Origin of the sequence: Paenibacillus sp. 1_12 (genome assembly GCF_900114475.1) — a bacterium.
GTDB lineage: Bacteria > Bacillota > Bacilli > Paenibacillales > NBRC-103111 > Paenibacillus_S.
The window spans coordinates 19,382-45,028 of the sequence record NZ_FOTE01000006.1; the positions used below are offsets into that span (position 1 = coordinate 19,382).

At 44.7% G+C, this 25,647-nt stretch carries 27 protein-coding genes; 5 read left to right on the top strand and 22 right to left on the bottom strand.

From position 1 onward, the window contains the following. Positions 1-4 precede the first annotated feature (4 nt). From BM210_RS14720 to pyrH, 4 genes are all read right to left on the bottom strand, one after another. Positions 5-724, bottom strand: a complete 720-nt coding sequence (locus tag BM210_RS14720) for a metallophosphoesterase family protein (RefSeq protein WP_091169482.1) — start codon at positions 722-724, stop codon at positions 5-7. A gap of 161 nt (positions 725-885) precedes the next feature. Beyond that, entirely contained in the window at positions 886-1,098 is a 213-nt protein-coding gene (locus BM210_RS35700) for an adenylyl-sulfate kinase (protein ID WP_256223622.1), read from the bottom strand. Positions 1,099-1,175: 77 nt separating this feature from the next. Next, the gene (locus BM210_RS14730; protein WP_091169485.1) at positions 1,176-2,702 is read right to left on the bottom strand and encodes an NAD(P)H-hydrate dehydratase; all 1,527 of its coding nucleotides are present in this window, start codon (positions 2,700-2,702) and stop codon (positions 1,176-1,178) included. Positions 2,703-2,726: 24 nt separating this feature from the next. Further along, the gene (gene pyrH, locus BM210_RS14735; RefSeq protein WP_091169488.1) at positions 2,727-3,467 is read right to left on the bottom strand and encodes a UMP kinase; all 741 of its coding nucleotides are present in this window, start codon (positions 3,465-3,467) and stop codon (positions 2,727-2,729) included. Between the two features lie 420 nt (positions 3,468-3,887). On the opposite strand from pyrH, the gene BM210_RS14740 reads away from it, so the two are divergent. Beyond that, entirely contained in the window at positions 3,888-5,210 is a 1,323-nt protein-coding gene (locus tag BM210_RS14740; RefSeq protein WP_091169491.1) for a hemolysin family protein, read from the top strand. Between the two features lie 99 nt (positions 5,211-5,309). Here the strand turns inward: BM210_RS14740 and BM210_RS14745 are convergent, their stop codons facing one another. After that, complete coding sequence (locus tag BM210_RS14745; RefSeq protein ID WP_091169494.1) at positions 5,310-5,951, bottom strand: PAQR family membrane homeostasis protein TrhA; 642 nt, start codon at positions 5,949-5,951, stop codon at positions 5,310-5,312. A 16-nt stretch (positions 5,952-5,967) separates the two neighbouring features. Then, on the bottom strand, positions 5,968-6,447 hold the full coding sequence (gene infC / locus BM210_RS14750; protein WP_091169498.1) for a translation initiation factor IF-3: 480 nt from the start codon (positions 6,445-6,447) through the stop codon (positions 5,968-5,970). Positions 6,448-6,509: 62 nt separating this feature from the next. Between infC and BM210_RS14755 the strand changes: the two genes are divergently transcribed. Next, positions 6,510-6,809, top strand: a complete 300-nt coding sequence (locus BM210_RS14755) for a hypothetical protein (protein ID WP_091169502.1) — start codon at positions 6,510-6,512, stop codon at positions 6,807-6,809. A gap of 24 nt (positions 6,810-6,833) precedes the next feature. Here the strand turns inward: BM210_RS14755 and BM210_RS14760 are convergent, their stop codons facing one another. Continuing rightward, on the bottom strand, positions 6,834-7,682 hold the full coding sequence (locus BM210_RS14760) for an AraC family transcriptional regulator (protein WP_091169504.1): 849 nt from the start codon (positions 7,680-7,682) through the stop codon (positions 6,834-6,836). A gap of 171 nt (positions 7,683-7,853) precedes the next feature. Between BM210_RS14760 and BM210_RS14765 the strand changes: the two genes are divergently transcribed. Further along, positions 7,854-9,353 (top strand): tagaturonate epimerase family protein, encoded by a 1,500-nt coding sequence (locus BM210_RS14765; RefSeq protein WP_091169507.1) that lies wholly within the window; start codon positions 7,854-7,856, stop codon positions 9,351-9,353. A gap of 69 nt (positions 9,354-9,422) precedes the next feature. Next, positions 9,423-10,835 carry a glucuronate isomerase gene (gene uxaC / locus BM210_RS14770; protein WP_091169509.1) on the top strand — a complete coding sequence of 471 codons (1,413 nt, stop codon included), beginning with the start codon at positions 9,423-9,425 and terminating at the stop codon, positions 10,833-10,835. A 137-nt stretch (positions 10,836-10,972) separates the two neighbouring features. Here uxaC and BM210_RS14775 read toward each other — a convergent pair whose 3' ends face one another. The 14 genes from BM210_RS14775 to BM210_RS14840 all read right to left on the bottom strand — a co-directional run bounded on the left by BM210_RS14775 (position 10,973) and on the right by BM210_RS14840 (position 23,746). Next, positions 10,973-11,860, bottom strand: coding sequence for a prenyltransferase/squalene oxidase repeat-containing protein (locus BM210_RS14775; protein ID WP_091169512.1), 888 nt, complete (start codon positions 11,858-11,860; stop codon positions 10,973-10,975). Between the two features lie 17 nt (positions 11,861-11,877). Next, positions 11,878-12,828, bottom strand: a complete 951-nt coding sequence (locus BM210_RS14780; protein ID WP_091169515.1) for a helix-turn-helix transcriptional regulator — start codon at positions 12,826-12,828, stop codon at positions 11,878-11,880. A 180-nt stretch (positions 12,829-13,008) separates the two neighbouring features. Continuing rightward, positions 13,009-13,401: a ribosomal maturation YjgA family protein gene (locus BM210_RS14785; protein ID WP_091169517.1), complete on the bottom strand. Its 393-nt coding sequence runs from the start codon at positions 13,399-13,401 to the stop codon at positions 13,009-13,011. A 25-nt stretch (positions 13,402-13,426) separates the two neighbouring features. Beyond that, positions 13,427-14,425, bottom strand: a complete 999-nt coding sequence (locus tag BM210_RS14790) for an acrylyl-CoA reductase family protein (protein WP_091169519.1) — start codon at positions 14,423-14,425, stop codon at positions 13,427-13,429. Positions 14,426-14,850: 425 nt separating this feature from the next. Continuing rightward, positions 14,851-15,486 (bottom strand): ABC transporter permease, encoded by a 636-nt coding sequence (locus tag BM210_RS14795; protein ID WP_091169521.1) that lies wholly within the window; start codon positions 15,484-15,486, stop codon positions 14,851-14,853. 15 nt (positions 15,487-15,501) lie between these two features. Beyond that, positions 15,502-16,392: a glycine betaine ABC transporter substrate-binding protein gene (locus tag BM210_RS14800; RefSeq protein ID WP_091169523.1), complete on the bottom strand. Its 891-nt coding sequence runs from the start codon at positions 16,390-16,392 to the stop codon at positions 15,502-15,504. Between the two features lie 16 nt (positions 16,393-16,408). Continuing rightward, positions 16,409-17,074, bottom strand: a complete 666-nt coding sequence (locus BM210_RS14805; protein WP_091169526.1) for an ABC transporter permease — start codon at positions 17,072-17,074, stop codon at positions 16,409-16,411. After that, positions 17,071-18,279 (bottom strand): ABC transporter ATP-binding protein, encoded by a 1,209-nt coding sequence (locus BM210_RS14810; RefSeq protein WP_091169528.1) that lies wholly within the window; start codon positions 18,277-18,279, stop codon positions 17,071-17,073. Before BM210_RS14810 ends, BM210_RS14805 begins: the two co-directional genes overlap by 4 nt. A gap of 50 nt (positions 18,280-18,329) precedes the next feature. Next, positions 18,330-18,845 carry a DUF2179 domain-containing protein gene (locus BM210_RS14815; RefSeq protein ID WP_091169530.1) on the bottom strand — a complete coding sequence of 172 codons (516 nt, stop codon included), beginning with the start codon at positions 18,843-18,845 and terminating at the stop codon, positions 18,330-18,332. A 183-nt stretch (positions 18,846-19,028) separates the two neighbouring features. Continuing rightward, on the bottom strand, positions 19,029-19,982 hold the full coding sequence (locus tag BM210_RS14820; protein ID WP_091169533.1) for an N-acetylmuramoyl-L-alanine amidase family protein: 954 nt from the start codon (positions 19,980-19,982) through the stop codon (positions 19,029-19,031). A gap of 260 nt (positions 19,983-20,242) precedes the next feature. After that, the gene (locus tag BM210_RS14825; protein WP_091169536.1) at positions 20,243-20,752 is read right to left on the bottom strand and encodes an ADP-heptose synthase; all 510 of its coding nucleotides are present in this window, start codon (positions 20,750-20,752) and stop codon (positions 20,243-20,245) included. 119 nt (positions 20,753-20,871) lie between these two features. After that, entirely contained in the window at positions 20,872-21,711 is an 840-nt protein-coding gene (locus tag BM210_RS14830) for a sugar phosphate isomerase/epimerase family protein (RefSeq protein ID WP_091169539.1), read from the bottom strand. Between the two features lie 64 nt (positions 21,712-21,775). Beyond that, entirely contained in the window at positions 21,776-22,651 is an 876-nt protein-coding gene (locus BM210_RS14835; protein ID WP_177237829.1) for a sugar phosphate isomerase/epimerase family protein, read from the bottom strand. 36 nt (positions 22,652-22,687) lie between these two features. Then, entirely contained in the window at positions 22,688-23,746 is a 1,059-nt protein-coding gene (locus BM210_RS14840) for a Gfo/Idh/MocA family protein (protein WP_091169543.1), read from the bottom strand. 214 nt (positions 23,747-23,960) lie between these two features. On the opposite strand from BM210_RS14840, the gene BM210_RS14845 reads away from it, so the two are divergent. Further along, a complete protein-coding gene (locus BM210_RS14845) occupies positions 23,961-24,686 on the top strand; it encodes an AraC family transcriptional regulator (RefSeq protein WP_256223624.1) in 726 nt (241 codons plus the stop codon). A gap of 26 nt (positions 24,687-24,712) precedes the next feature. Here BM210_RS14845 and BM210_RS14850 read toward each other — a convergent pair whose 3' ends face one another. Then, positions 24,713-25,489: an HAD family hydrolase gene (locus BM210_RS14850; protein ID WP_091169548.1), complete on the bottom strand. Its 777-nt coding sequence runs from the start codon at positions 25,487-25,489 to the stop codon at positions 24,713-24,715. Between the last annotated feature and the right edge of the window lie 158 nt (positions 25,490-25,647).

Consider the following 25,647-nt stretch of genomic DNA (forward strand, 5'->3'; position numbering starts at 1 on the left):
CCGATTATATACTTGCGTTTCTGACTACATTGGCCATCATGGCTGCATTGGGATATTCAACCTGTTCATACTGCTGGACGACTCGCTCAATATCCACGGGTACTCGTACAATTGAAGTTTGAACAACTCCCTCTGTGATTTCGACCGTAGCATAGGAGGCCATCGTCAGCTTGTCAAAGGGCAGTCCCACACTGCCGGTATTGATAATTATTTTACCATTTAAGTAACGAATATATGGCTTATGGATGTGAGCATAGACATAAATTTGCGAGCTTGCTTCCAGCATTAACTTGGATTCTACCAGCGTATCTTCCGCACCTGGAAGAACGATGTCAAATAGACTATCCGGTGTCGCATGGAAGGCTGCAATGGTAATTCCCTCTAACGTCACCTTCAGCTCTGACGGCAATTGGTTTAAATATTCGATATCGGCAGCCGCAAGCTGAGATACGGTCCAATCCCGTTCCCGATTCATCATCTCTATGGCTTTAGCGGGCACCTCTCCTTCCCGAACGCCGCGGACAACCCATTCATCTGCATTTCCTTTAATGACCTCTGTATTTAGGGAACGGATTAAATCCAGTGACCGCTTGGGTTCTGGGCCACGATAACAGAGATCTCCCAGTACATAAATGCGCTCAATATTTTTCTTGCGAATATCAGCTAATACACAATCCAGTGCAAGGCAATTGCCATGAATGTCTGCAATAAAAGCAATTTTCATTTTAGTTCCCTCCTTTCTCTTTCTGTTAAGCTCCTGTCCCTATGCAGCCAGCTCAGTATGATCACAGCATTCATCTTACGAGAATGATTTATCGTATTGATCATGATATCGGCTTGCTTCGGCTGCTCATAAACATCTGAAATTTCTGTGAAATGTTCAATTTAATGCTGACGAGCCTTCACATATAGCCCTTTCGGATCTCTGCGTTCACATTCATCAAGCGGACAATCGACATAAATCTCCACGAAATGTTGGAGTTCCTTGCGAGCATATCGCCTCATTTCATGATAAGGGCTAATCGTCGATACGACAACTGTAATTCCATTGCGTGCGAGCAGCTTGGCAACATAAACGAAACGATGAATAGTAGCCACATTGCTTGAGCTTATCTGCTATTTATGTTACCTGCTGACCTGCCCCAAATCAAATTGTGCTCTCTGACCTTCATCTCCTACAATTGTTCAATAATATCGCTAGCTATTATAGAAGCGATATACGCTCTACTGCTTGCCGCCCTATCTCCGGCTGAACCATGCAAATAGACACCGAGCGCAGCAGATTGTGTCGCTGACAAGCCTTGAGCAAGCAGTCCGGCTATGATTCCTGCCAGCACATCACCCGTACCTCCGGTAGCCATTCCTGCGTTCCCGGTAGTATTTATGTAAACCTCTCCTTCTGGAGTAGCGATGACGGTACGGGCACCTTTAAGCACTAAAGTAACACCAAATTTCCAGGCAAAGGATCGGGCTGTTTCAATTCGGTCTCCTTGAATATCTGCAATCGTTTTACCACATAGACGAGCCATTTCACCGGGATGTGGTGTTAAAATCACAGAAGCCGTACGTCGCGGCAACGCGTCCATTCCGATAGAGGAACCGAGCATATTTAAAGCATCTGCATCCAAAACAAGCGGGCAAGTCGTTTTTTCCCAGATATCCTGCAGCCAATGCGTATCATTGTCAAAACGTCCAATACCCGGACCGAACACCAGTGCGGCTTTGTTTGCTGCCAGCTCGAGGATCGATTTTGTTGAAATCTTACCCCAATCTCCACGGCCTTCATCAGCAATACCCCGCATCATAATCTCTGGAAGTTGTCCCAGCATCCCATCAAGCAGACTGTCCGGCAGCGCCCAGGTTACCAAGCCACTGCCAGCTCGTAGAGCAGCTTTGGCACACAGTAAGCCTGCACCACTCATGGAACGACTTCCTGCCGCGACAAGCACATGTCCGAAGGTACCTTTATTGGAATTGGAAGGACGGCGTCTATAGCTGCTCAGACCCAAAGTATCCGATAGCAGCGGCTCTTCGATAAGGAAGGTACGTACCTTCAATTGTTCTGCTGCAGCGCGTGGGATACCGATAGATCGAACAATCACTCGCCCCGCTTGCTCCACTCCCGGTTCCTGCTCCAACCCCCGTTTGGTGAAGGCTAACGCTATTGTGCAGGTGGCACGAATACATGCTTCATGCACATACCCTGTATTTGGATCCAGACCGCTAGGAATATCGACAGCATAGATAGGAAGTCCGCTATCATTGGCCTCTAGAATAAGTCTGGCAACTCCTTCTTTCGGAGCTCCGCGACTTCCAGTACCCAAAAGTGCATCAATAATCAAATCATAGCAGTTCCACTGAACAGTTATTTCTGTATAACAAGTGGAAGGAATCAGCAAATGATGGACAATATCTCTTTGCACAGACGCTTCATTCACAAATCCTGCTGGATCTACTGCATAAATGATCCCTACCTCATGACCTGCTTCTTGCAAGTGCCTCGCGGCGACAAGTCCATCCGCTCCGTTGTTTCCTTTGCCAACCAGAACGGCAATACGTAGATGCCTCTCACCGGCATAGCGCAATACTTCATCAGCAACCGCTCTTCCTGCATTTTCCATCAGCACCATAGCCGGGATTCCGATTTGTTCTATCGTATATTGATCAATGGCTCTCATTTCCTGCGAATTGACGACATACATGACTGAAGCCCCCTATGTGTAATTTCAATCTTGGTAATAGGTCAGTACAGAGCTCTCACTAATAAAAGTGCCTGTGCTGGTTCCCTCAAAAATTTCTCTCATCGAGCCAGGTTTATCGAAATTAAACACATGAATCGGTAATTGAAAATCACGCGCTAAAATAAAAGCAGATTGATCCATCACTCGCAAATCATTCGTAATCACGTCATTGTAATGCAAAGACTTGTACTTCTGCGCATCCAGATGCAGCTTAGGATCCTGGTTGTACACACCATCGACGCCCTGCTTGGCAACTAGTATCGCTTCACAGCTCACTTCAATCGCTCTTTGTACAGAGGGATAATCAGTCGTAACATAAGGCTGTCCATTACCGCCTGCAAAAATTACAATAAAACCCTTTTCCAAATGGTGAATGGCTTTCAACCGGATATAAGGCTCGGCTACAGAGGTTACCGGAATCGCTGCCATCACTCTAACTTCCGAGTTGGTTTTAGCTTTGAGAACGCCTCTAAGCATCAGACTGTTAATCACGGTTGCCAAAGTGCCGATATTGTCAGCCTCAGCCCGTTCAATACCCCAATTTTCACCCATATTTCCTCGAAATATATTACCCCCGCCAATCACGAGGCAAACTTCGACCCCCATGCTCAATACAGTCATAATTTCATTGGCTATATGCTCAAGCCTTTCAGGATCAAAACCAAACTCACTCTTCCCGGCTACCGCACCACCGCTAAGCTTAATCAAAACTCTTTTATATTTCACTGACCCTACACCTCCAATAAATTTTCATACTGATTAGGCGACTGCTTATTGATTAGGCCATACAAAAATAAAAGACACTCAAGCAATAAATGCCTGTAGTGTCTCAAATGGAATATAAAAGGTAATGGGAAGGAATGGGAATATAACTAGCATTGCTACTAACGAATGTTCCCGATATGGCTTCACATGGCTGTTCATAGTCCTCCCCACCTTTCCTGCTGAACGAATTGGTTTATTATTTATTGTAATTTGAAGCTTACCAAACGTCAAATTTTGCGTAACGATTAGGATATCAACACTTCCTTCATGATGTCAGTCTCTTGTTTATGTAATTCAATTTTGAGATATGATAATCCCCATGGTATGATTAATGCGTATACATGAACCATATGTTCAAAATAGCTTAATGAGGGGACAATGATGATAGGTCTAAATTTGGTCATGATTTTAGTATTACTATTAGCAACAGCTTTCTTTGTTGCCGCAGAATTCGCCTTTCTCAAAATCCGCCCGAGCCGAGTCGATCAGCTTATTTCCGAAGGAAATAAAAAGGCTGTATCCGTTAAACGTGTCATTACGAATCTGGATGGGTATTTATCCGCCTGCCAGCTTGGTATCACCATTACCGCACTCGGTCTCGGTTGGCTCGGTGAACCTACCGTAGAGTTGATTTTACATCCATTTATTGGACCCATCGGCTTGCCTTCACAGGTTGAAGCCACTCTTTCCTTCTTGATAGCCTTTGGTCTTGTTACGTATTTTCATGTCGTGCTGGGAGAACTGGCTCCCAAATCGATAGCCATCCAAAAAGCGGAAGCTATCAGTATTATGCTGGCAGCACCGATGATCGGGTTTTACAAAATTATGTATCCGTTTATATGGCTGCTGAATGGCTCGGCTACACAATTTATCAGACTGTTCGGCATGAGACCTGCGAATGAGCATGACGAGGCCCACTCCGAGGAAGAGCTGCGGATTATTTTGAGCGAAAGTCTGGAAAGCGGAGAAATTAATCAAACCGAATACGGTTACGTGAGCAAGATCTTTGAGTTTGATGAGCTGAAAGCTAGAGAAATCATGGTCCCCCGTACCGAAATGGTCTGCTTATTCTTGAATAACACCTTGGAAGACAATATGACCATCATTAAAGAAGAGCAATACACCCGATTCCCGGTCGCCGGTGAAAGCAAGGATGATATTATCGGGATGATTAATACGAAGCAATTTTTCTTGAAATATATCGATAACCCTCAAATCAACCTGCTTGATCTGATCAATCCGGTTGTGTCTGTTCCTGAATCCATGCCTGTCAAATCTTTGCTTAAAGAAATGCAGAAGCAAAATGCTCACATCGTCATGCTTCTCGACGAATACGGCGGGACTGCAGGTATGATTACTATTGAAGATGTACTCGAGGAAATTGTCGGAGAAATCCGCGATGAATTCGATTCGGAGGAACGGCCAGAAATAGAACGCATGGGAGATCAGCGTATTATTGTTGATGGCAAAGTACCTATAGGAGATATCAATGACATTTTCGGCAGTGATTTGGATCAAAGCGAGTTGGATACCATCGGAGGCTGGTTATATGCCAAGCATCCCCTTTTAAGAGAAGGCATGGAGTGGGAATTTGACGTACTGCACTTCAAGATTTTGAAAAAAGATGGCCTGAGCTTTCGCAAAATCGAAATCAAACCGCTAGGCAAAAAAGCACCGATTTCTGTTGATCAAACATTAATATGAATGGAATCATTAACATCAATACCGGACGTCCTGCAAAAAGAGCCATTTCTCGTTTGAGAAATGGCTCTTTTAATTGGGCAGGTACCCTATTCTGTTAATCTAAGGCAGCATATATAACAAAATCATAAAGAAATGCAGAATCGATCCCCCGAGCACAAACAGATGCCATACTGCATGATGATAAGGAAAACTTCTCCACACATAAAATATCGTACCGAGCGTATACAACAGACCACCAATAACAAGTAAGGTCATACCTGTTGAGGGAAGTGCCGCAGACATCGGATTCCAGAGGAACACAACAATCCATCCCATTGCAATGTAAATTAAGGTGGAGGTAAACAGGAACTTTTTCGTAAAGAAGGCTTTAAATACGACCCCGGCAGCGGCGATGGTCCATATCATAATTAACAGTGCCCAGCCAAGAGTCCCATGAATGACGGTTAGCAATATCGGCGTGTATGTCCCGGCAATGAATACATAAATAAAGGAATGATCCAGCACCTCAAATACATCCTTGGCTTTGCCTGCCGGAAGACTGTGAAGCATGGTCGATGCCACATACAACAGCAGCATGCTTACGCCATATATCGTAAAGCTGGTTACATGCCAGGCTGTCCCCTTCGAAGCAGCAAACACAATCAATACTACAAGTCCAATCAAGCTAAGAACACTTCCGACTCCATGTGTTACGGCATTGGCAATTTCTTCCCTTTTGCTATACGTATGCGTCAGTGCCATCTATTGATTGCCCCTTTCATCCTAATATCGGATCCAGTTGAACCGCAGCCTGCTTGCCGCTTATCTGAATGCCTGATTGCTTGCGTCCAATTAGCTTTAGATCTTGGAGCAGGCTTTCCAGCAGCGCCTTGGCCACTGGCCCTTCCTTACCTTGAATACGGACGACCAGCAGCACTGCATCACCAGATTTAAGGATACGCTCCGCCTGTTGTTTTTTTGTATCATAATCATGCGCTTCAATATGCGGAGTTAAACGGATTTCCTTCACTTTGGGAGCTTGCTCCCGTTTACGCTGCTGCTGCGCTTCTTCCTTGGCTTTACCCGCACCTATCAGCTTACAAGGCGGCGGACTGCTCATCATGGAAGTGCATATCAGGTCTACTTTTAGCTTCTTGGCGAGCGTCAACGCCTGCGAGGTTAGCATCACTCCCAGGTCCTCACCATCGATTCCGGTTAGCTGAACCTCGGAAGCTTTTATCTTTTCATTCATGATCATTAGGCAACCACCTGAACTTTCGTTATAATGATTAAGAATATCAAATAGAAAGGAGCTTATCCATGAGTCAAAAAGAACTGGAAGAGCAGCTCATCCGCAATTACCAGCGCGACGAATCGTTGATGGTTCACATCTTTGCCCAATGGTGTGTGAATCATGACCTCGACCCTGCTGATCTGTACAAACGCGCTTACCCACAGCAAGGAGAAAATCCATTGTTGCAGCAAGTTCAAGATCTGATCGTGCCAAAGGAAGAAGCCGGTGATATTCCCGACGAAACCTTGCTAGGGGTCTTAACGTTGTTCGGTAATGAAGAGCTTGCTTTTATTGTAACTGAAGAAATAGCAAAACGCGACCAATGACCACAGCTGTCTCTTCCATAATTATTACCGGTGCAGCTTGCGATATTCATGGGGAGTCAGTTTCGTAAGCTTCTTAAACATTCGGCCAAAATGCGCAATATTCTCAAAGCCGACACTATCGGCGATATCAATAATTTTACGCGCAGATTCACGCAGCAGTAATTGTGCCTCACGAATTCGTGTCATATTGACATATTCGATAAAGGTGAAGCCGGTTATTTCTTTAAACGTACGGCTCATATAATACGGACTCATGTAAAATTGCTCCGACATGCCTGAAAGCGTCATCGGTTGAGCATAGTGCTTATTAATGTACTGAACGATCTCCGAGATTTTGCGATGCAAGGGGCTTGCATGCTCGAATGGTGCTGCTTCATTGCGTTCTGCATATCGACTGGAGAACAGGAGCAGCTCAACCAACAGCAATTTGATGTAAGTCTCGAAGCCGGTCGCTTTCTCCTTAAGTTCCTTGTCCAGCTTGTCCATCACCGTGCGCGTAAATAACTGATCCTGCAGCTTCAAGCTGAGCACATGTGCGGGCTGCTCAAACACATTGAATAATGAAGGATGATATAAGGATTGATCCTTATCGATAAATTTATCGCTAAAATTGATCACAATTCGCTCATGCCCCGGTTCTCCGACATCTGAGGTTTTGTGAACGTCGTACTTATTAATAAAAACCAGATCGCCCGGACCGATCAAGTAAGAACGGTCCTTAATGAAATAGGTCCGATGTCCGGAAAGCAAATAATAGATTTCATAGGTGCTATGGAAATGGTTATTTCGTTCAAATAGCTCTGTCCGCTTAATATGCTGCATATAAAAATCGCCTTCCTCTGACCCATAGGTAAGGGAAACCGTTTCGCTCATCTAGCTTCACCGCTTTCTATCCTGCTGCTAACTCGTCTATTGTAACAGAAAGAACGGTTCGATCATAGCAAGATATGCATACTAGGAGATAAAACAGACAAAATAGGTAAAGATTATAAACTGATTTTGCGTTATGATCGAGGTACTCAATTATTGAAGGAGGCTCTATTCATGAGCACATATCAACCTATTGTCGAAGCTCTGCAAAAAGGCAGTGTAGAAGGCATCGAAATACCTACTAATTTTAAAGTGTATCCGCATTCATTTTCCGAATCAGGTGCCGTTAAAATTGTTTTAGTTAAAAATGTAGACACCAAATATTTGGTTTCCGTTGGTTCCGGTCCTCTATTCGACGAGCTGCAAGGCGAAGTTGAAGGCAGCGCCAAAATCAGTCCGTTAACCCATGAGAACCGTCTCGTATTGAACAAATTTTTTGACTATACAGTTCCGCGCGCATTCGGTACGCAAGTTGCAACAATTGGTCTAGGTGACCGTCTCGGTATCGCTTCCCCAGGACATATCAAAACCGTTAAAGGCCATGATATTCGTCCAATTCTTGCTCAACAAAGTATCCGTGAGTTGAATCTGACTGGTCGGGATTACAAACAAGTTGTCGATGCGGCATGCTTCGCTGTATTCCAAGAAGGCTACAAAGATGGCTTTGGTGCTGATGGCGATCACTTGAAAGTTGAAGCAGATATTGAATTGGCGCTTGGTCTTGGCTTTACGATGCTGACACTGGATTGCTCCGAATATATCGATAACTCTATCGAAGGCTTGTCTGCTGACGAGCAAGCGGACAAGTATGCCCAGCTTCCAGAAGCAACCCGTAACCATTATGAGAACCGTTACCTGGATCAAAGCTTTCAAGTAGCCGGATCTTCGGTTACTTTTGACAAAGCAACCTTGATCAAGAACGTATTGATCTACGGTCCAGCCGTTGATTTTATGGAGCATATTTACAACACCTACATTAAAAATGCCGGTCGGGAAATCGATTTTGAAATTTCCATTGATGAAACTGCGACACCTACAGATCCAGAATCTCACTTTCTGGTTGCCAAGGAACTGTATGCACGCGGCTTAACAATTTACAGCATGGCGCCGCGCTTTATCGGTGAATTCCAAAAAGGTATCGACTATATCGGCGATATCGCTAAATTCGAAGAAGAACTGATCATTCATGCTGGAATTGCTGATGATTTTGGCTACAAGCTGAGTATTCACTCAGGCAGCGACAAGTTCAGCGTATTCCCTCTGATTGGCAAACATACTAAAGGACGCTTCCATATTAAAACTGCCGGAACGAATTGGCTCGAAGCTGTCAGAACGGTAGCGAAAGTGAAGCCGGACCTGTATCGCAAAATGCACCAATATGCTTTGGATCATTTTGAAGAAGCGACCGTTTATTACCATGTTACAACCGATCTAAGCAAAATTGTTCCATTGGATCAAGTAGCTGATGCTGATTTGGCTGATGTGTATATGAATGAGAACAATGCGCGTCAAGTCATTCATATTACTTACGGAATTTTGCTGCAAGCCAAGGATGCACAAGGAAACTCCTTGTTCAAAGACGAGTTCTTCAGCACATTGAATGAACAAGAAGACGCTTTTGAACAATCATTAATCTCCCACATTGGCAAGCATTTGGAATTGTTAGGTAAATAGTTAACTTTCTATACGTATGTTTAGAATTCTGGTGAAACCTATATTATAAACAAGGCGGTGTACAGGCTCATGAAGAAATTTTTAGATGAAAACTTTTTGCTAACGAATGAAACGGCCGTTCGCTTGTATCACGATTATGCAAAAAAACAGCCGATTATCGATTACCATTGTCATTTAAGCCCACAAGAAATTTATGAGAACAAAACATTCAAGAACTTAACCGAAGCTTGGTTATATGGCGATCATTACAAGTGGAAAGCGATGCGCGCGAATGGAGCGACGGAAAACCTGGTAACAGGCGGTGAAGGAACGAGCGATTACGATCGTTTTCTGGAATGGGCCAAAACTGTTCCTATGACGATCGGCAACCCGCTTTATCATTGGTCACACCTGGAGCTTCAGCGTTTCTTCGGTGTCTACGATCTGATTAACGAAAAGAATGCGCCTGCGATCTGGGAAACGGTTAATGCTCAATTGAACGGCGAAGGTTTCGGAGCCAGAGATTTGATCAAAAAATCCGATGTTAGAGTCATCTGCACTACTGATGATCCTACCGATTCCTTGGAGTATCATATCAAAATCAAAGAATTGAGCGATTTTGACGTTGCTGTCCTCCCTTCCTTCCGTCCGGATAAAGGACTGGAAATTAACCGACCTACTTTCGTACCTTGGGTACAGAAGCTGGCAGAAGTTGCTGGGCAAGCGATTGGTAACTACGATCAGCTCTTATCCGCACTGGAATCCCGTGTTCGTTTCTTCGACTCCATCGGCGGACGCGTTTCCGACCATGCTTTGGATTATGTAGCCTATGCGGAAACGACCAAGGAGCAAGCGGCGGCGATATTTGCCAAAGCGCTTCAAGGTAATGCCGTAAGTCTGGAAGAAGAAAAACAGTACAAAACGTACACGCTCGTCTTTTTAGGCAAGCTTTACTCTGAGCTTGGATGGGCGATGCAGTTCCATATTAATGCACACCGCAACAACAATGTGCGGATGTTCAATAAATTGGGTCCGGATACTGGCTTTGACTCGATCAATGACAGCTCACTGGCACAACCGATTGTTCGCTTGCTTGATGCATTGGATAGCGATGATGCCTTGCCAAGAACGATTCTGTATTCTTTGAATCCTAAAGATCATTATGTGTTGGGTTCTATTATCGGAAGCTTTCAAGGCGGAGGTATTCCAGGTAAAGTGCAGCTGGGAGCTGCATGGTGGTTCCTTGATACGAAGGACGGTATGCTTGAGCAAATGAAGGCATTAGCAAATCTGGGCTTGCTGAGCCGTTTTGTAGGGATGCTGACGGATTCGAGAAGCTTCCTGTCTTACACAAGACATGAATATTTCAGAAGAATTCTTTGCGATATGATCGGAAACTGGGTAGAAGATGGCGAAGCTCCGAATGATATAGAGCTGTTGTCCAGTATGATTGAAAATATTTGCTATAACAATGCTAACCAATACTTTGGTTTTGGCAAATAAATAAGCATATGGGTTGTGATCCTTGAGTATTGTAGTCGGGTACCGTACAGGCTGCAGCTCAAGCATCATACGAATAAGACGGTTGGGATATCCCAACCGTCTTATTTGTGCTTAATAGACCTCATTACGACTTTTGTCTACAGCCACCCAAATGATCTCAGGGTTCGCAGCCGCTCCACGGTCAGATGCCCTCTCCATTCCAATTCTCCAGCTGCACTTACAGCAGGCCAGCTTATCGGCCAACCTCCATCAGGCTGCTGCTGGCTAACCAAATAGGATATATGCTGTTCTATATCTTGATCCGAAACCATTTGTGCTGCATAGCTCTCATGGGATGGCGCCCAATCCAATACTTTGTGAACGTAGCCGTCCGCTTTTGGATCCCGTTCTATAATGTCCGGCTGCGTTAGCCATTTTTGAATAGACAGTAAATAAGCAGCTGCCCGTTCCCGCTCAGGGGTATGCTGCAAGAATGAGATCCACTGCACCCCGTCATGGTAACCAGCAGGCAAGCCCTTCTCCATTTCATTCCAGACATAAGCTACCGCGCTCTGAAACCAGTTCTCTTCCAAAAAATCAGTCAATGTTCGCTGCTTATAGAGCAGTCCCAGAATACGCCCTGTTGGATTCATATTGGCTTGACTGTCCTGATCCGTATTCCACCAAGGTGCGTGAGGATAATCGTTAATACTGCAAAATGCCAGCGGTACCCCCCCTGAATGTATCGTATGAGCTTGTAAAAATCGTATTATACCTTTCAGTATGGAGTAATCGAAGTATTCGATCTCATCCATAAGGATCAGCGCCGATTCGGTTGGTACAGGCTGACTGTAAGGGCTGCGTATATCCGGTTCAAGCCCTTGTCCAAAACCTCCATCCGGGTTCTGGTAGGGAGCCAGTGCTGCTATTACAGCTTCTTGGGAACCATTTTCAAAAAAATACTCAAACCGCCGCCGGTCCAATAATCGTCCGTTTTGATATATAAATAATTTAGCTTGAGCGAATAGCTCAGAGGGCACATGCATCGCTGACAGCTCCTTCTTTATGTAATTTTGATTTCATATTGTTGATATAATTGTTTGGCAAGCTGACCAATCTCCTGACGCAATATCTCAGGTTCCATAACCTCTGCATGCAAACCTATTGAAAAAAAGAAGCGTATCGCCCATTCCCATTCAGATGCCGGACAAGGGAAATCAACCTCCCATACATCATCGCTAATCCATCGCACCAGCTCGCCGATATGGGCATCCTGCTCTACGGCCAGCATCCCTTTGTAAGTAAGCCTGGCCACAACTCTTATCGGATTGTTGCCTTCAGGGACAGCATTTCGCTCAGATATGGGATCTTGATCTTGCTGCTGTAGCTCGGGAGCTTCTGTTTCCCTGATTCTGTCAAAACGATCCACCCGAAATAAACGATACTCCTGATGAGTTAACGAATACGCCTCACAATACCAGAAACCATTGGCAGCATATATCCGCTTGGGTAAAATGTGCAGCCAGCGCTGGTGGTTCGCAGAACGATAATAAACTTCCAGCCATTTGGATTCCGACATCAAAGCCAATAGCGATGTTAGATGTGGTGTTTTAAAGCTCCGTGCAGGCACATCCATCTCAAGCTTCTCAAGAACAGGTTCGATCTGCTTGAGGGTAGTCTCGGGTATCAATGCCCGAATCTTGTCCATAATGGTAAATCGCGCTTGGTTAAAGGGTGTATCCGCCATTCGGATCATTGCTTTTAGCGCAAAAAGTACGGTTAAAGCTTCCTGCGTGTCCATTTGCAGAGGAGGCAGCTGAAACCCTTCCATAAGACGAAAACCGCCCTTAGGCCCTGCCACTGCATACAGCGGAACTCCCATCTCGGCTAAAGCCTGCATATCTCTTAAAATGGTTCTTTTTGAGATTTCAAATTTATCTGCTAACGATTGTGCCGTTTCATGTCGCTGCTGCAGTGCGATCAGAATGGCTATCAACCTATCTACTCTTCTCAACGCGGTTTCCTCCTTAAGCATCGTTACCCGTGAGAAGTACAGTGAATTTGTCTGAGATGCGGTCAAGCGCTCCTAATCTCTTCGCTGCACATCCAGCATACCATTCGATTGGTGACATCAAGTATGTCATCATTAGAATGCGACCAAACAAAAAATAGCCGTGGCACGATGGCTCACAGGCTATCTCCTTCTCATAATCCGTCTGTACCCATAATAATCAATCCACACGGCTAACAATACACCTACTGCATACCTTAGCAAATCCAGCTTCAGGAAACCTTGGCCCAATATTAAAGCTCCGACAAAGGTATGTCTGATCTCATTAATCCAAACTGCCTGATACAGCTGGCTAAATTCAATAGCAAAACAAAATAGAAGACTAATGGTAACCGCCAATAACAATGGCTTATCTATAAATAAAAATCGAAATCCAAAGTAAATCATACTTGCCCAGCATACATCTCCGGCATGCTCGACAATAAATGCAGGCAATGCCTCTGGAAATTGTCTGGAGCCCATTCCCAACAGAATCACGATCAGAATCGAGCTTATATAAAAAAATCTAGCCTTCATAAGAATTCAACTCGCTTATAATTAGTTACATCTCGATGACAACCCTGCCGCGAATGCGACCGTCTAAAATGTTCTCAACATATGTAGGTATTTCTGATAAACGGATCCTTCTGCTGCCTATTCGCTTCAAATTTCCGTTGAACTTTAAATCATCTGCAATTTGCTCCCACAATGGGTATCGCCGTTCAATAGGATAGTGAACGGAATCAATGCCAAGTAAATTCGCTCCCCGCAGTATAAAAGGATGCACTGTTGTTGGCAGATCGCCGCCTCCTGTCAAACCGCTTACAGCCACTGAGCCACCATATTGCAGAGATGCGAGAATATAAGCGAGCGAGCTTCCACCAACCGGATCTACAGCCGCAGCCCATGCCTGTTTCTCAAGTGGCCTGCGGGATGACGGGTTCAGTGCTTCACGGCTGATGATCTCATGCGCACCCAACATACGCAAGTAATCATGTTCCTCTGATTTGCCCGTTGACGCCGCTACCCGATAGCCGCGTGCAGCAAGTAAAGCGACTGCGAAGCTGCCGACACCACCTGTGGCACCCGTAACCAATACAGCACCACTCTGCGGGTTTAACCCATTATGCTCCAAGCGTTCAATCGATAACGCGGCTGTCAATCCGGCTGTCCCAATTACCATCGCTTCGTCCAGCTCCAATGCAGGAGGAAGCGGTACTATCCAATCAGCTGGTACACGAGCTATTGTACTAAAACCGCCGCTATGGGATACGCCCAGTCCAAATCCGGTAACGATCACCTTCTGATCTATCGAAAATCGTGAATCCATAGAAGAAACGACAGTGCCCGCAAGATCAATCCCTGGAATGTGCAGATAGCTGCGCACAACACCGCCATTCGGAATACATGCAAGACCATCCTTATAATTCAAGCTGGAATAGTGAACACGAATCACGACCTCGCCCTGCGAAAGCTCCTCCAACTTCATCTTTTGCAATCCAACCTTGAATTGATCTCCCTGCTTGTCTACTACCAGAGCATCAAAACTGTTAGTGTTCATAACGAACCTCCCGATAATGTTCACGTACAGGAACATGATATAATTGCTTGTTCACAACTGACAAGGCCTATGGCTAAGGCGTGCTTCTTGGATTACGATATGAACATACTCTTTCAAACTCAGGAGCTGCCTGCATTAAGGTATCCTTAATCTCCTGCTAGACTCTATCCTCGATCTGGCACTTTCTTTTGGGTGCGCTAGGTTTTCAAGGGGAAGGTATGGTAATTATATCATCTTTTAGCTCTATGTACGTTTGCAGCATTCATTTTGTTTCACAGCTTTACGATAACCATGTAAAAGACGCACTCCTTCTACCATCGAGTTTATCTCACAATTCGATGGTTAGTTTGGAGTACGTCTTTTTTCGTTACAGTGAATGAGGATCTTTCCGTCACTTATTGGCCAGCTGCAGCTGTGATGAAGCATCAAACTGATTTCCCACGGTTCAACCCTTTCTGCAGCAAACCCAGTAATGAATCCGCCAACAGAGCAAGCAGCGCAGCAGGAACTGCTCCTGCATACAGACGTGCCGGGTTATCCATATTGATACCAGCATAGATTTCCCTGCCCAGTCCCTCTCCTCCGATCAAAGGAGCGATCGTCGCTACTCCAATGGCAATAACCGCCGATATCCGGATACCTGTAAATACAAATGGCAGTGCTAGCGGCAGCTGAACACGAAATAGCAGTTGGGTAGCACTCATACCGACACCACGTCCTGCTTCAGCTATAGCCGGATCCACCTGGGTTAAGCCAACATAGGTATTTCGGATAATCGGAAGCAATGAATACAGGAATAAGCCGATCACGACAGTTGTAAAGCCAAGCCCGAACACAATCATTAGCAGTACCAGTAGCGCCAAGCTTGGAAATACTTGTACGATATTCGCCAAGAGGAGAATTATGCTCCCTAGTCTGCGGTTACCAGCAGCTACGATACCAAGTGGAATTCCTGCCAACAAGGCAAGCGCAAGACCAGTCAGTACCATGACTACATGCTGAAAGGTGAGTTCCAACAAATAAGACCAATTCTCGCCTACATACCGGAAAAACAAATCCATGAGCGCTACTCCTTGTTATTGTAATAAACCTGTTTTTCTTAAATACTCTTCGGCTACCTTTCTTTCGTTTCTTTTATTAACGTCAACCTCATAGTTAAGCTCAATCATCGTCTGCATGTCGATTTTACCCTTAAGAAGACCAATAATCTCTTCTAATTCCGGATGTTTGGCAAGAACCTCTTTACGAATAACCGGGGAGGCATCATAAGGTGGGAAAAATTGTTTATCATCCTTCAGCGATTTTAAATGATATTCTTTAATCCGCGAGTCCGTTGAATAGGCAAGAACAATATCCACATTTTTGCTGGCTACAGCTTTATATACAAGGGCCACTTCCATCGGAAGCGTTTTGACGAATGCGAAGCCGTAATGCTTTTTGAAGGCAGGGTAGCCGTCGCTTTCCCTTTCCAACCAGGTGGTATCGACTCCAAGTGTCATGCTTGCAGCCATGGGTGCGACATCTGAAATCTTTTCCAGCTTATATGTATCAGCTACCTCAGTCGAAACCGTGAACGCATACGTATTTTCAAAACCGTAGGGATCAAACCAATGAAAGCCAAAATACTTATCAAACCCTTGTTGAGCCTGTTTTAATACTTCAGCTCTGTCTTTGGTCGGCTCAATCGGAAAATAGTTATCAAAGATGATCCCCGTATACAGTATGCCCATTTGGATGTCATTGCTCTTCAGGGCTTGTGCTACAACAGTGCTTGATGCCAGATCCGGAAGCACATCGACTTTCAAACCGGTTCTGCTCTCAATCATGAGCTTGTGCATCTGTGCTAAAATCTTTGGCTCCGAGAAAGTCTGCGTGCCTATGATGATGGTTTCTGATTTCCCGCAGCCTGAAGGAATAATCATCACCGTAATCATTATAAGCCGAAGGACATAACTTATCCGTTTCATAGATATACCTCCATGACTACGCTGTATTGGAGACTGGTCGGGTCCGTGCCTTGGCCGTCGCCCATTTCTCCGCAACACTTAAGATATAATCGGCTGCAAGCGCAAGTAGCACCGCCAGAACAGCGCCTGTAAGGATAAGCTCCTTCTTATTTGTACCCATGCCGGCAAAAATCAACTGCCCGAGCCCTCCAGCGCCAATCAGCGTAGCTAAGGTCGCCCAGCTAATCACATAAACCGTGGTCACCCGAATGCCTGTCATGATATAAGGAACGGATAAAGGTAACTGTATGTTCAGCAAACGTTGCCTTTTACTGTAGCCCATACCGATTGCCGCTTCCAACAAATTAGGATCAACAGACCGGAATCCTGTATACGTGTTGCGTATAATAGGCATCAATGAGTATAGAAACAAAGCGAATATGGCTGGAGTCCGTCCAACCCCAAGGATGGGGATAAGAATCGCCAGCAGCGCTAAGCTCGGTATCGTTTGCAATATATTGGCAATAGCAAACACGACACCGTTTATCCAGGAAATGCGGTTTGAGGCAAGCCATATGCCGATGGGAATCGCCACGACCGCTCCAAGCAGCACCGAGACAGCTGAGATAACCAAATGCTCCTGCAGCGCACGTAATATATCACCTTGGCGATTTACCACAAAATCGATATAACCCCAGCTCATTCTTCATCCCCCTTTTCCTCCTGTAAATTGTCGTTTATTTCAGATTCGTCAGCCGCTATACCTTCCAGCTCTGGATCAATTTCGGGAGGCGTGTACACTTCTGCAAGGTGACGGACAATGCTTCCCTTTGTAATCAAGCCGACAAACGATTCGCCCTTAGTCACAGGGATATAGGGAAGCTCCTGCTCATTCATCAATGTGATGGCGGTAGTTAGAGGTGAGCCTGCTTCTACAAAATGTAGAAAAGGTCTCATTACATCAGCCAAAGTTGCGTGCTCTTCACGATACCGGTCCAACACCCGGAAAATCGAGGCATAACCGAGCAGCTTAGAACTCCGATCCACAATGATCAGAGAATCGACCCTCCGTTTTTTCATTAATTTGATTGCTTCCGCCAAGCCGCGTGTCGGATATGCAGTCACCGTATTTTCAGTCATTGCTTCCTCTACTGTGTACGGCTCATCCGGCGTTTCAACCTGTAGTCGTTTCTCACCAATAAAGCTTTTTACGAAATCATTGGACGGGTGCCGTAATATTTGTTCTGGGCGGCCCATCTGAACAACTTCGCCCTCTTTCATTAAGACAATCGTGTCGGCAATCTTCAGCGCTTCATCCATATCATGGGTAACAAAAACAATCGTTTGCTTCAGTTCCTGCTGTAATCTTACCAGCTCGTCCTGTAGCTGCTCACGGCTAATCGGATCTAAAGCACTGAAAGGCTCGTCTAGCAGTATAAGCTCTGGTTCAGCAGCAAGCGCACGAATAATTCCAATACGCTGCTGCTGCCCGCCGCTAAGCTCAGATGGATAACGACTCCGGTATGTTTCGGGGTCGAGATTAACCAGTCGGAGAAGCTCATCCACCCTTTTATTAATCCGATCCCGATCCCATTTCCGTAAGCGGGGAACCACGGATACATTGTCAGCTATCGTCATATGAGGGAACAATCCGATGTTCTGAATGACATAGCCGATACTTCTTCGCAGCTCCACCGCATTCGTTTTTGATATGTCCCTACCACGAATCAGCACCCTGCCCTCACTCGGATCGTTCAAGCGGTTGATGAGCTTCATCAATGTCGTTTTTCCGCAGCCGCTGGGGCCGATTAACACGGTTAATTCGTTTTCTTTGAATTCAATATCAACATGCTTGAGGGCAACGTAACCATCATCATAGGCCTTTCTGACATTTTCGAATCGTATCATTTGTCGTCCTGACACTCCTTTCCTTATATTGGTTTGCCCCAATTTAGCGGCTATATGCGTTTCGTCCAAAATCCGCCGCGGAACATTCTCGGCTCATGAGAAATAATAAACGCTTTAGGAGCCAGTTCTTCAACTACTTGTAACAATCGCTTCTCTTGGTTCCTTTTAGTTAAAACCTGCATGACCATACGCGGCCCGTCTTTTCCTTCAGCAACCCAACTGGTCACACCAAAACCTTTTTCTCTCAGGGTAGCCGGAAGCTTCACCGATTCATAATCAACAACAATCTGCAGCATCGAATACCCTAAAGCAATCCATTCTTCAATCTGCATACCCAGCCATACCCCCGCACCCCAACCAATACAATAAGCTGCCAAATTGACAGGTTCATCAATGCTGTTCAAAACAATATTTAGTGCCATTAAGTATACAAAAACCTCAAAAATACTTATGAATGAAGCCAGAATTCGTCTTGATTTCATGACGAGTATGATACGGACCGTAAAGAGTGAAACATAGATCATATTCATTGCGACGATGGTAAGTATAGTTTGGATAGAAATCATACAGATATCCCCTTCCATTGCATCATATTTTTCGTCTATAGCTTTTCGTATAACAAAAAAACCATGATTTTTAAATAGTCATGGCTTTTTGAAGCTATTAAATGTCTAATCTAACCTTTTAAGTTATTTACAATTCATAAAGATCCAAAAAATGTTGAAATATTAATTTTATGAAGTATGACACTAACCGTTAAAATAATCTTTCAATCCATCCACGATCGCTTCCGCTGCTTTTAACTGATAATCGGAAGTCCGAATAATGGCTTCGTCCTTAGGATTCGATAGAAACCCGAGCTCAATCAAGGCAGAAGGTCTGGTGTTCTCCCGCAGTACGTGAAAATCACCATAAGAAATTCCATTGCTTTTCAATCCAAAAGTCCCACTCAGTTGAGCTTCGATTTTTCTCGCCAATGGCATGTCCTTAGATTCTGAATAAAAAAAAGTTAAAGTACCGCTGACGAGCTTTGGCGACGCATTGTAATGGATACTGACAAAAGCGTCTGCACGTTTCGCTATGCTAATTTCAACCCGTTTGGATAGTTCTGGCTTCTCTTTATCATCGGTTCTGGTCAAGATTACTTCAGCACCGGAAAAACGAAGCTTTTCTGCCAAATAACTGGATGTTTGTAAGTTAAGCGATTTTTCACTCGTGCCATACATCTTTCCTATTCCCCCGTGATCATTCCCACCATGCCCTGGATCAATGACAATTACTTTTCCTTTTAGCCCAGGGTTAGAACGGATTGGGTTATTGATCTGGCTCACGGATACCTTAGTTTGTTTAGGAGAAGATGTATTGCTTTTACCTGACTGTAGGACATTAGAAGAAGCCATATTACTTGTATTCGACTGATTTTGAGAATTTGTTTTTAAGTATTGACCGGCTACCCAACCTATCGTGTTTCCTGTTTGAATTTTGAGCCATCCATACGATTCTTGGGAAACAGATACCAAAGTGTCCCTCTTTAGAGATCCTATCACTGTGGAATTAATATCCGGACTGCTGCGAATGTTCAAAGACGAGGCTTGTACGATTGCCGCATTGTTTTTCACCGGTTGCGCTTTCGCGGATGGTTGCCACCCTATGTTGAAGACACAAATACAAATGATAGCCGCCCTGATAGTTTTTGACACCATTAGCATACCCCATTTATACGACCGTTGTCGGTTTATGTATAAATATAGCAGGAATGAGGCGCTGCTCACAGAGTACATTTCCTTATCTTTCCTATATCTAATCTGGATTTTAGAGGCAAAAAATCAGGAAAAAAGGCTTGAAATGCATCAATACGAGTCCTTTTGTTGATCAAGAGAATATCACTTCAAAATATTTTTGTAGGCCTTGGTTGCCCAAATATCAAAAAAAGACCCATCCTGTTGATGGGTCTAATTCTTGTTTATACGGAATTCTCGTCTTCCTCAACAGCAAATTCAAAATCGTCCATATCAAAGATGTGAACTGGAATCCGTGCTTCAATAATTCTATCCACTAAATCCGGTTGATCCGTCATAATCGGAGCTTTCTCTCGCAACGAGGTCAATATCAGCTCAGTCTCAATAGGGTCAAAATCTTCACCGTACTCCGTATTATCGTAGGCATTTACCACGGTAAACGACACATTGTCGTTGAATGGCAAAGGCGGGCTTTTTCCCCAAGGTGTAGCCAATGCACGCTCCAGCTTTTTCTTGTTGAAAGGCTCCTCAAGCAGCGCTATGAGCTCGCTAATCTTTGATCGTACATGAGCCTCATCAATGGATAAAGGCATGACGGGCTCCTTGCTTTCTATCATTTCATACAATTCGCTTATTGTTGTATAAGGAACCAGATATTCCACGGCTTGACTCGGCACGAGCATTTCCCCGTACACGGCAATCATCACAGCCTCAATCACAAAACGCTTGCGCAAAACTTTGTCCCCCTAACAATAGATGAAAATCTGCATCTGTATACAGACTATAATCTCATTATTATATCACAAGGAGACCAAGTTCGCTGAACTCTCCAATAAACAGTCCTTCTCCGTACTTACAATTGTTCCAACAGCTTTGCCAAATTGCTGATCGAGCGGGCGGATGCCAGCTTCTGATCCTCATTTCCTTCATACTCGACGGACAACCAGCCTGAATAATCAGCATGTTTCAAGCTCGATAAAACAAACGGCAGATCCACGTCACCCTCTCCGGGAACCTGACCGCCATATACGAGTCCACTGAGCGAAGAATAGGTTTTACCTTTATGCTCACTATCCGTAATTTTCTTGAAATCCTTCAAATGCACATGTGTTACTAAGTCAATCAGCTGGTTAATAGCTACATTCGGCTGTTCGTCTACTAGCAGGAAATTCCCCGTGTCAAACGTATTTCGCAAATATGGCGAGCCGACCTCAGTGATGATTTTGGATACCTGCTCCACCTTTCCAGCAAATAGTCCATGATTTTCTAGGCAAAGAGTAACTCCCTTGACTCCTGCATAAGCTGCTGCCTCTCTCAAACCATCCAATATCCAATCCTTGGCTTGCTCGAAGGTCATGTCTCCAGTCTTATCGCCTGAAAATACCCTTACGACCTCCGCTCCCAGCAGTACAGCCATATCCACACTCAAGCATATATCCTGAATCTGCTCCTTACGCTTCTTCTCATCGAGTTGGGCCAGATTATTGCTCGCCCCAAAGCAGGCTAGCTTCAAGCTGTTTCGTCTGAGCGCCTCACGTACCGGCTCAATATCGGAATCCGGATTCCAGAACATACTGAGCAGCTCCACGCCGTCAGCACCTGTAGTTGCAGCAAAATCAATGAAATCAGCGTTTGTCCACGTTTTATCATAAAAGCTCTGATGACAGCTCCATGCGCTTAATGCGATTTTCATATATCCATTCCCTCCTGTCATTTCGATGAACCACCTGATCGATTCTACAACACAACACATTTGTCTATTGATAATTGCGAATATAAGTGACTGCCTTCCGAATATCGACCTCGGGCTGGTCGCCAACTTCACGTTCTATGGTCAAATACCCTGAATATCCAATTTGCTGCAGCGCTTGAAAATATTCAGTAAACTTGACATGTCCCTCCCCGAGCGGAACCTCTTCAAAAGCTCGACCGGACGCTGCCAGTTGGGCGATATGCTCATGCGTCATTTTGTTATACCCCAAATAACCGTATACTTCCTTTGGATCAATTTCGCGAACTCTTATGCCATCCTTCACATGCGTATGCACAATATAATCCTTCAGCAGCCATACTCCCTGAACGGGATCATCTCCTGTCACCATTACCATGTTAGCCGGATCGAAATTCACGGAAACTCCGTTTTGTGTCAACGAATCCAGAAATGTCTTCAATCTGGACGCAGGCTCAGGACCAGTCTCGATAGCAAAATAAGCGTTCATACTATGCGCATAGCCGCTCAGCTCCTCACAAGCTGACTGCATGGCTTCATAAATCCGATCATTCGTATCAGTCGGAACAATACCTATGTGGGTTGTGACAATATTCGTTCCAAGCTCAAGCGCCAGATCGAGAATCCGCTTTGATTGTTCAATCTTCCCAAGATTCGCCACTGCATCCTGAAAGCCATGGCCTCCCAAATCACCGCATAACGCCGAGATTTCCAAACCTAATGAATCAATATAGCTTTTGAGCTCGCGACGAGCTTGTGCCGATAATCCTACTGGATCCATCTCACCTGAAACCGCGTAAATTTGCACGCCATCGGCGCCAACCTCCTGCGCCTTCTTTAAACCTTCACGAACACCAACCCCAAAGCTATCGACGATCACACCAACTTTATTGGCTAGCTTCATTTTCAAGATACCTCCTTCATGTATATTTTCTGGTGATTAAAACTGAATCTCCTTACCTTCAGCTGCCGATTGATAAATCGCACTTAATATTTTAATCATTTCGACCCCATCCTCTACTGGACATAACGTTTCCGTTCGACCGCGGCAGCAATCGACAAAATGAGCAATCTCTGCATTAAAGCCAGGTTGGAATTGAAAGGTTGGATGATCGATCTGCGGAGTCATATTGACAATCGTATTCTGTTGTTCGGACATCATGTGCAGCTCGGGTTCAATTTCGGCTCCACCCTTATCGCCATATAATTTAACAGCAAGCTCATCCTTGCGGGCATGCAGCGTGAAGCTGACATCCACCATCAATGAAGCTCCGTTCTCAAAACGGATCAATGCATTCGCCAAATCCTCGACATCATTATGGTCAGCGTTATAATCCGCTGCCTTGTAATAGGATAAATTTTCGATATGGGCGCGGTTTCCAAGCTTACGATATGTATTGCCGCTAACCGATTTGACCTTCGGCTTCCCCATCAAATACCAGCACAAATCTATCACATGCACACCAAGATCAATTAGTGGTCCGCCACCAGAGCGCTCTTTATCCGAAAACCAGCCACCTGGATTTCCGAGACGACGTAAGCAAGAGGCTTTGGAATAATAAATCTCGCCCAATTGGCCGGCGTCCACAAATTTGCGCAGAGTTTGCACATTCATACCGAAACGTCTGACGTAGCCGACCTGAAGCACTTTTCCCGAGTCCTTAACTGCCTTTTGCACACGTAGTGCTTCTTCTACCGTTTTGCAAAGAGGCTTTTCACATAATACATGCTTTCCTGCTTCCAGAGCTGCGATGGCAATTTCCGCATGCGTATGATTCCAAGTACAGATACTGACAGCTTCAATATCTGGATTTTTCAGCAGGTTCTGAACATCCGTATACGTAGTTTTCACACCATAACGTTCTGCTTTTTCCTGAGCTCTCGTTTCATTCAAATCACAGATTGCGCTTAATTCTACTTCTGGATGTACAGAATATGCAGTCAAATGGGCCTCGGATATCGATCCGGCACCGATGACGGCAATTTTCAATTTAGACATGGCGTCAGCTACCTCCAATGTATGTTACAATAGGATAAATACCTAACAACCATACCATGGAGCTGAGATGGAGTGAATGCATTAAGTGACACGATTCATGGATTATATGATCAGTCCACAACCTCTTCGGACCATAGACTGCAAAGTTGATTCGAGTAAGCTTTATGTTCAATCTTTGAGGATAACTAATGTCGGACATCTGCCTGGAAGAACAATGCACAGACAGCAGGCCACTTTCAGCAGATGGGCGATTGTATATATTACCGGTGGTAAAGGAAGCTATCAGGTGAACAACGGAGTTCGGCAGCAGGTTGAGCAAGGAAGCTTGTTCTGGTTTTACCCGGATGCCGAATTTCATTACGGCCCTGAACCTAATGGCTACTGGGATGAGTTTTATTTTACAATTGAAGGCTATCGAATTCAGGAATGGATGGAGCATTGGGGGATTCAGCGGGACAAGGTACTGCGGGTAGGTATGGACGACGCCCAGCAAAGTAAAATTGAGCGTATCTTTTTGTTGATGGAGAGCGGTGTTCCGGCGAGTATTGATCGGGCATCCCTGCTGCTTGAATCCATGCTGTACGAGTTCATCTTGAACGCTAACGAACAACCGGAAAGCAACAGGATGCATAAAATGATCCCGATCATGGACGATATTTCAAATTTTTTAAACGAGCCGATCGATGCTGACAAAATAGCGAAGCGGCATCATATATCCGTATCCACACTGCGTCGCAATGTATCTGAATTTACAGGTTATCCGTTTAATGAATATGTTCATCGTTTAAAAATTGCCGAAGCCAAAAACATACTGATTAATTCAGAGCTATCGATCAAAGAAATCTCTCATCAATTAGGTTATACCGACGTCTTCTATTTCTCTCGTTTATTCAAGCAGTACGTGGGTATGGCTCCAAATATGTACCGCAAGCATATGTAAGCTATCGCAAGGTTCACGATTATCGGTTAAGAAAGCTGTAGAATCCACTTGTCCACCGCGTAAGCGATACCGTCTTCACGCAGCGAGCGAGTAACGAAGCTTGTTTTTTGCTTCAAGCTATCATCCGCATTACCCATTACGATTCCAAGGCCAACTTCCTCAATCATTTCCCAATCGTTCAGTCCATCGCCAAATGCTGCAGCTTCTTCCGTGGAAATACCCAGATGATCAAGCAGCTTTTGCAAACCGATCGCTTTATTCATACCACCAGGATTAATGTCAAGAGCCCATGAACGCCAGCGGTGCATATAATAGGTATTACGTTCTTCTCCAACATACAATGACTCATCCTGCTCGTTACAAAATACAATACACTGATACACATCAGGCACTTCCTGTGTGGATTCCAGCAGAATCGGATCCATGAAGCCGATCTCCTTCTGAGCCTGTAGGAAATAAGGATCGTCCTGGCGATTTGTAAACATTTTCTCCGAGCCATACAACAACAGTGTTTGGTTCAAACGATCTGCTTGCTGGAGCCATTCACTTACGGTATCTTTGGCAAAGGCAGTGCCAAAGATGGTTTCTCCCCGATAGCCAATATGCGTACCATTGCAAGTAATAGCCCAATCAATACCAAGCTCCTCGCGAAGTGAAGCCATTTCATACTCACTACGTCCTGTACATAATGTAAGGATAATACCGTGTTCCTTTAAACGCTGAAGCGCCAAACGGGTCGATTCGGGCAAGTAATCCCGGTCCCGCAATGTTCCATCCACATCAAATGCCACTAGCTTGATCATTTCTGCCACCTCACATATGTATAAGCCTCAAATTTATAAGCTTGTATAAGCTGATCTTATTATAGCAGAGATGTCGAACGTCAGAAACGATTGTTTATTTAAGAACCCAAATGCCATTTTTAATCACTACCTGTTTGTAATCGACAAGCATGTTATAC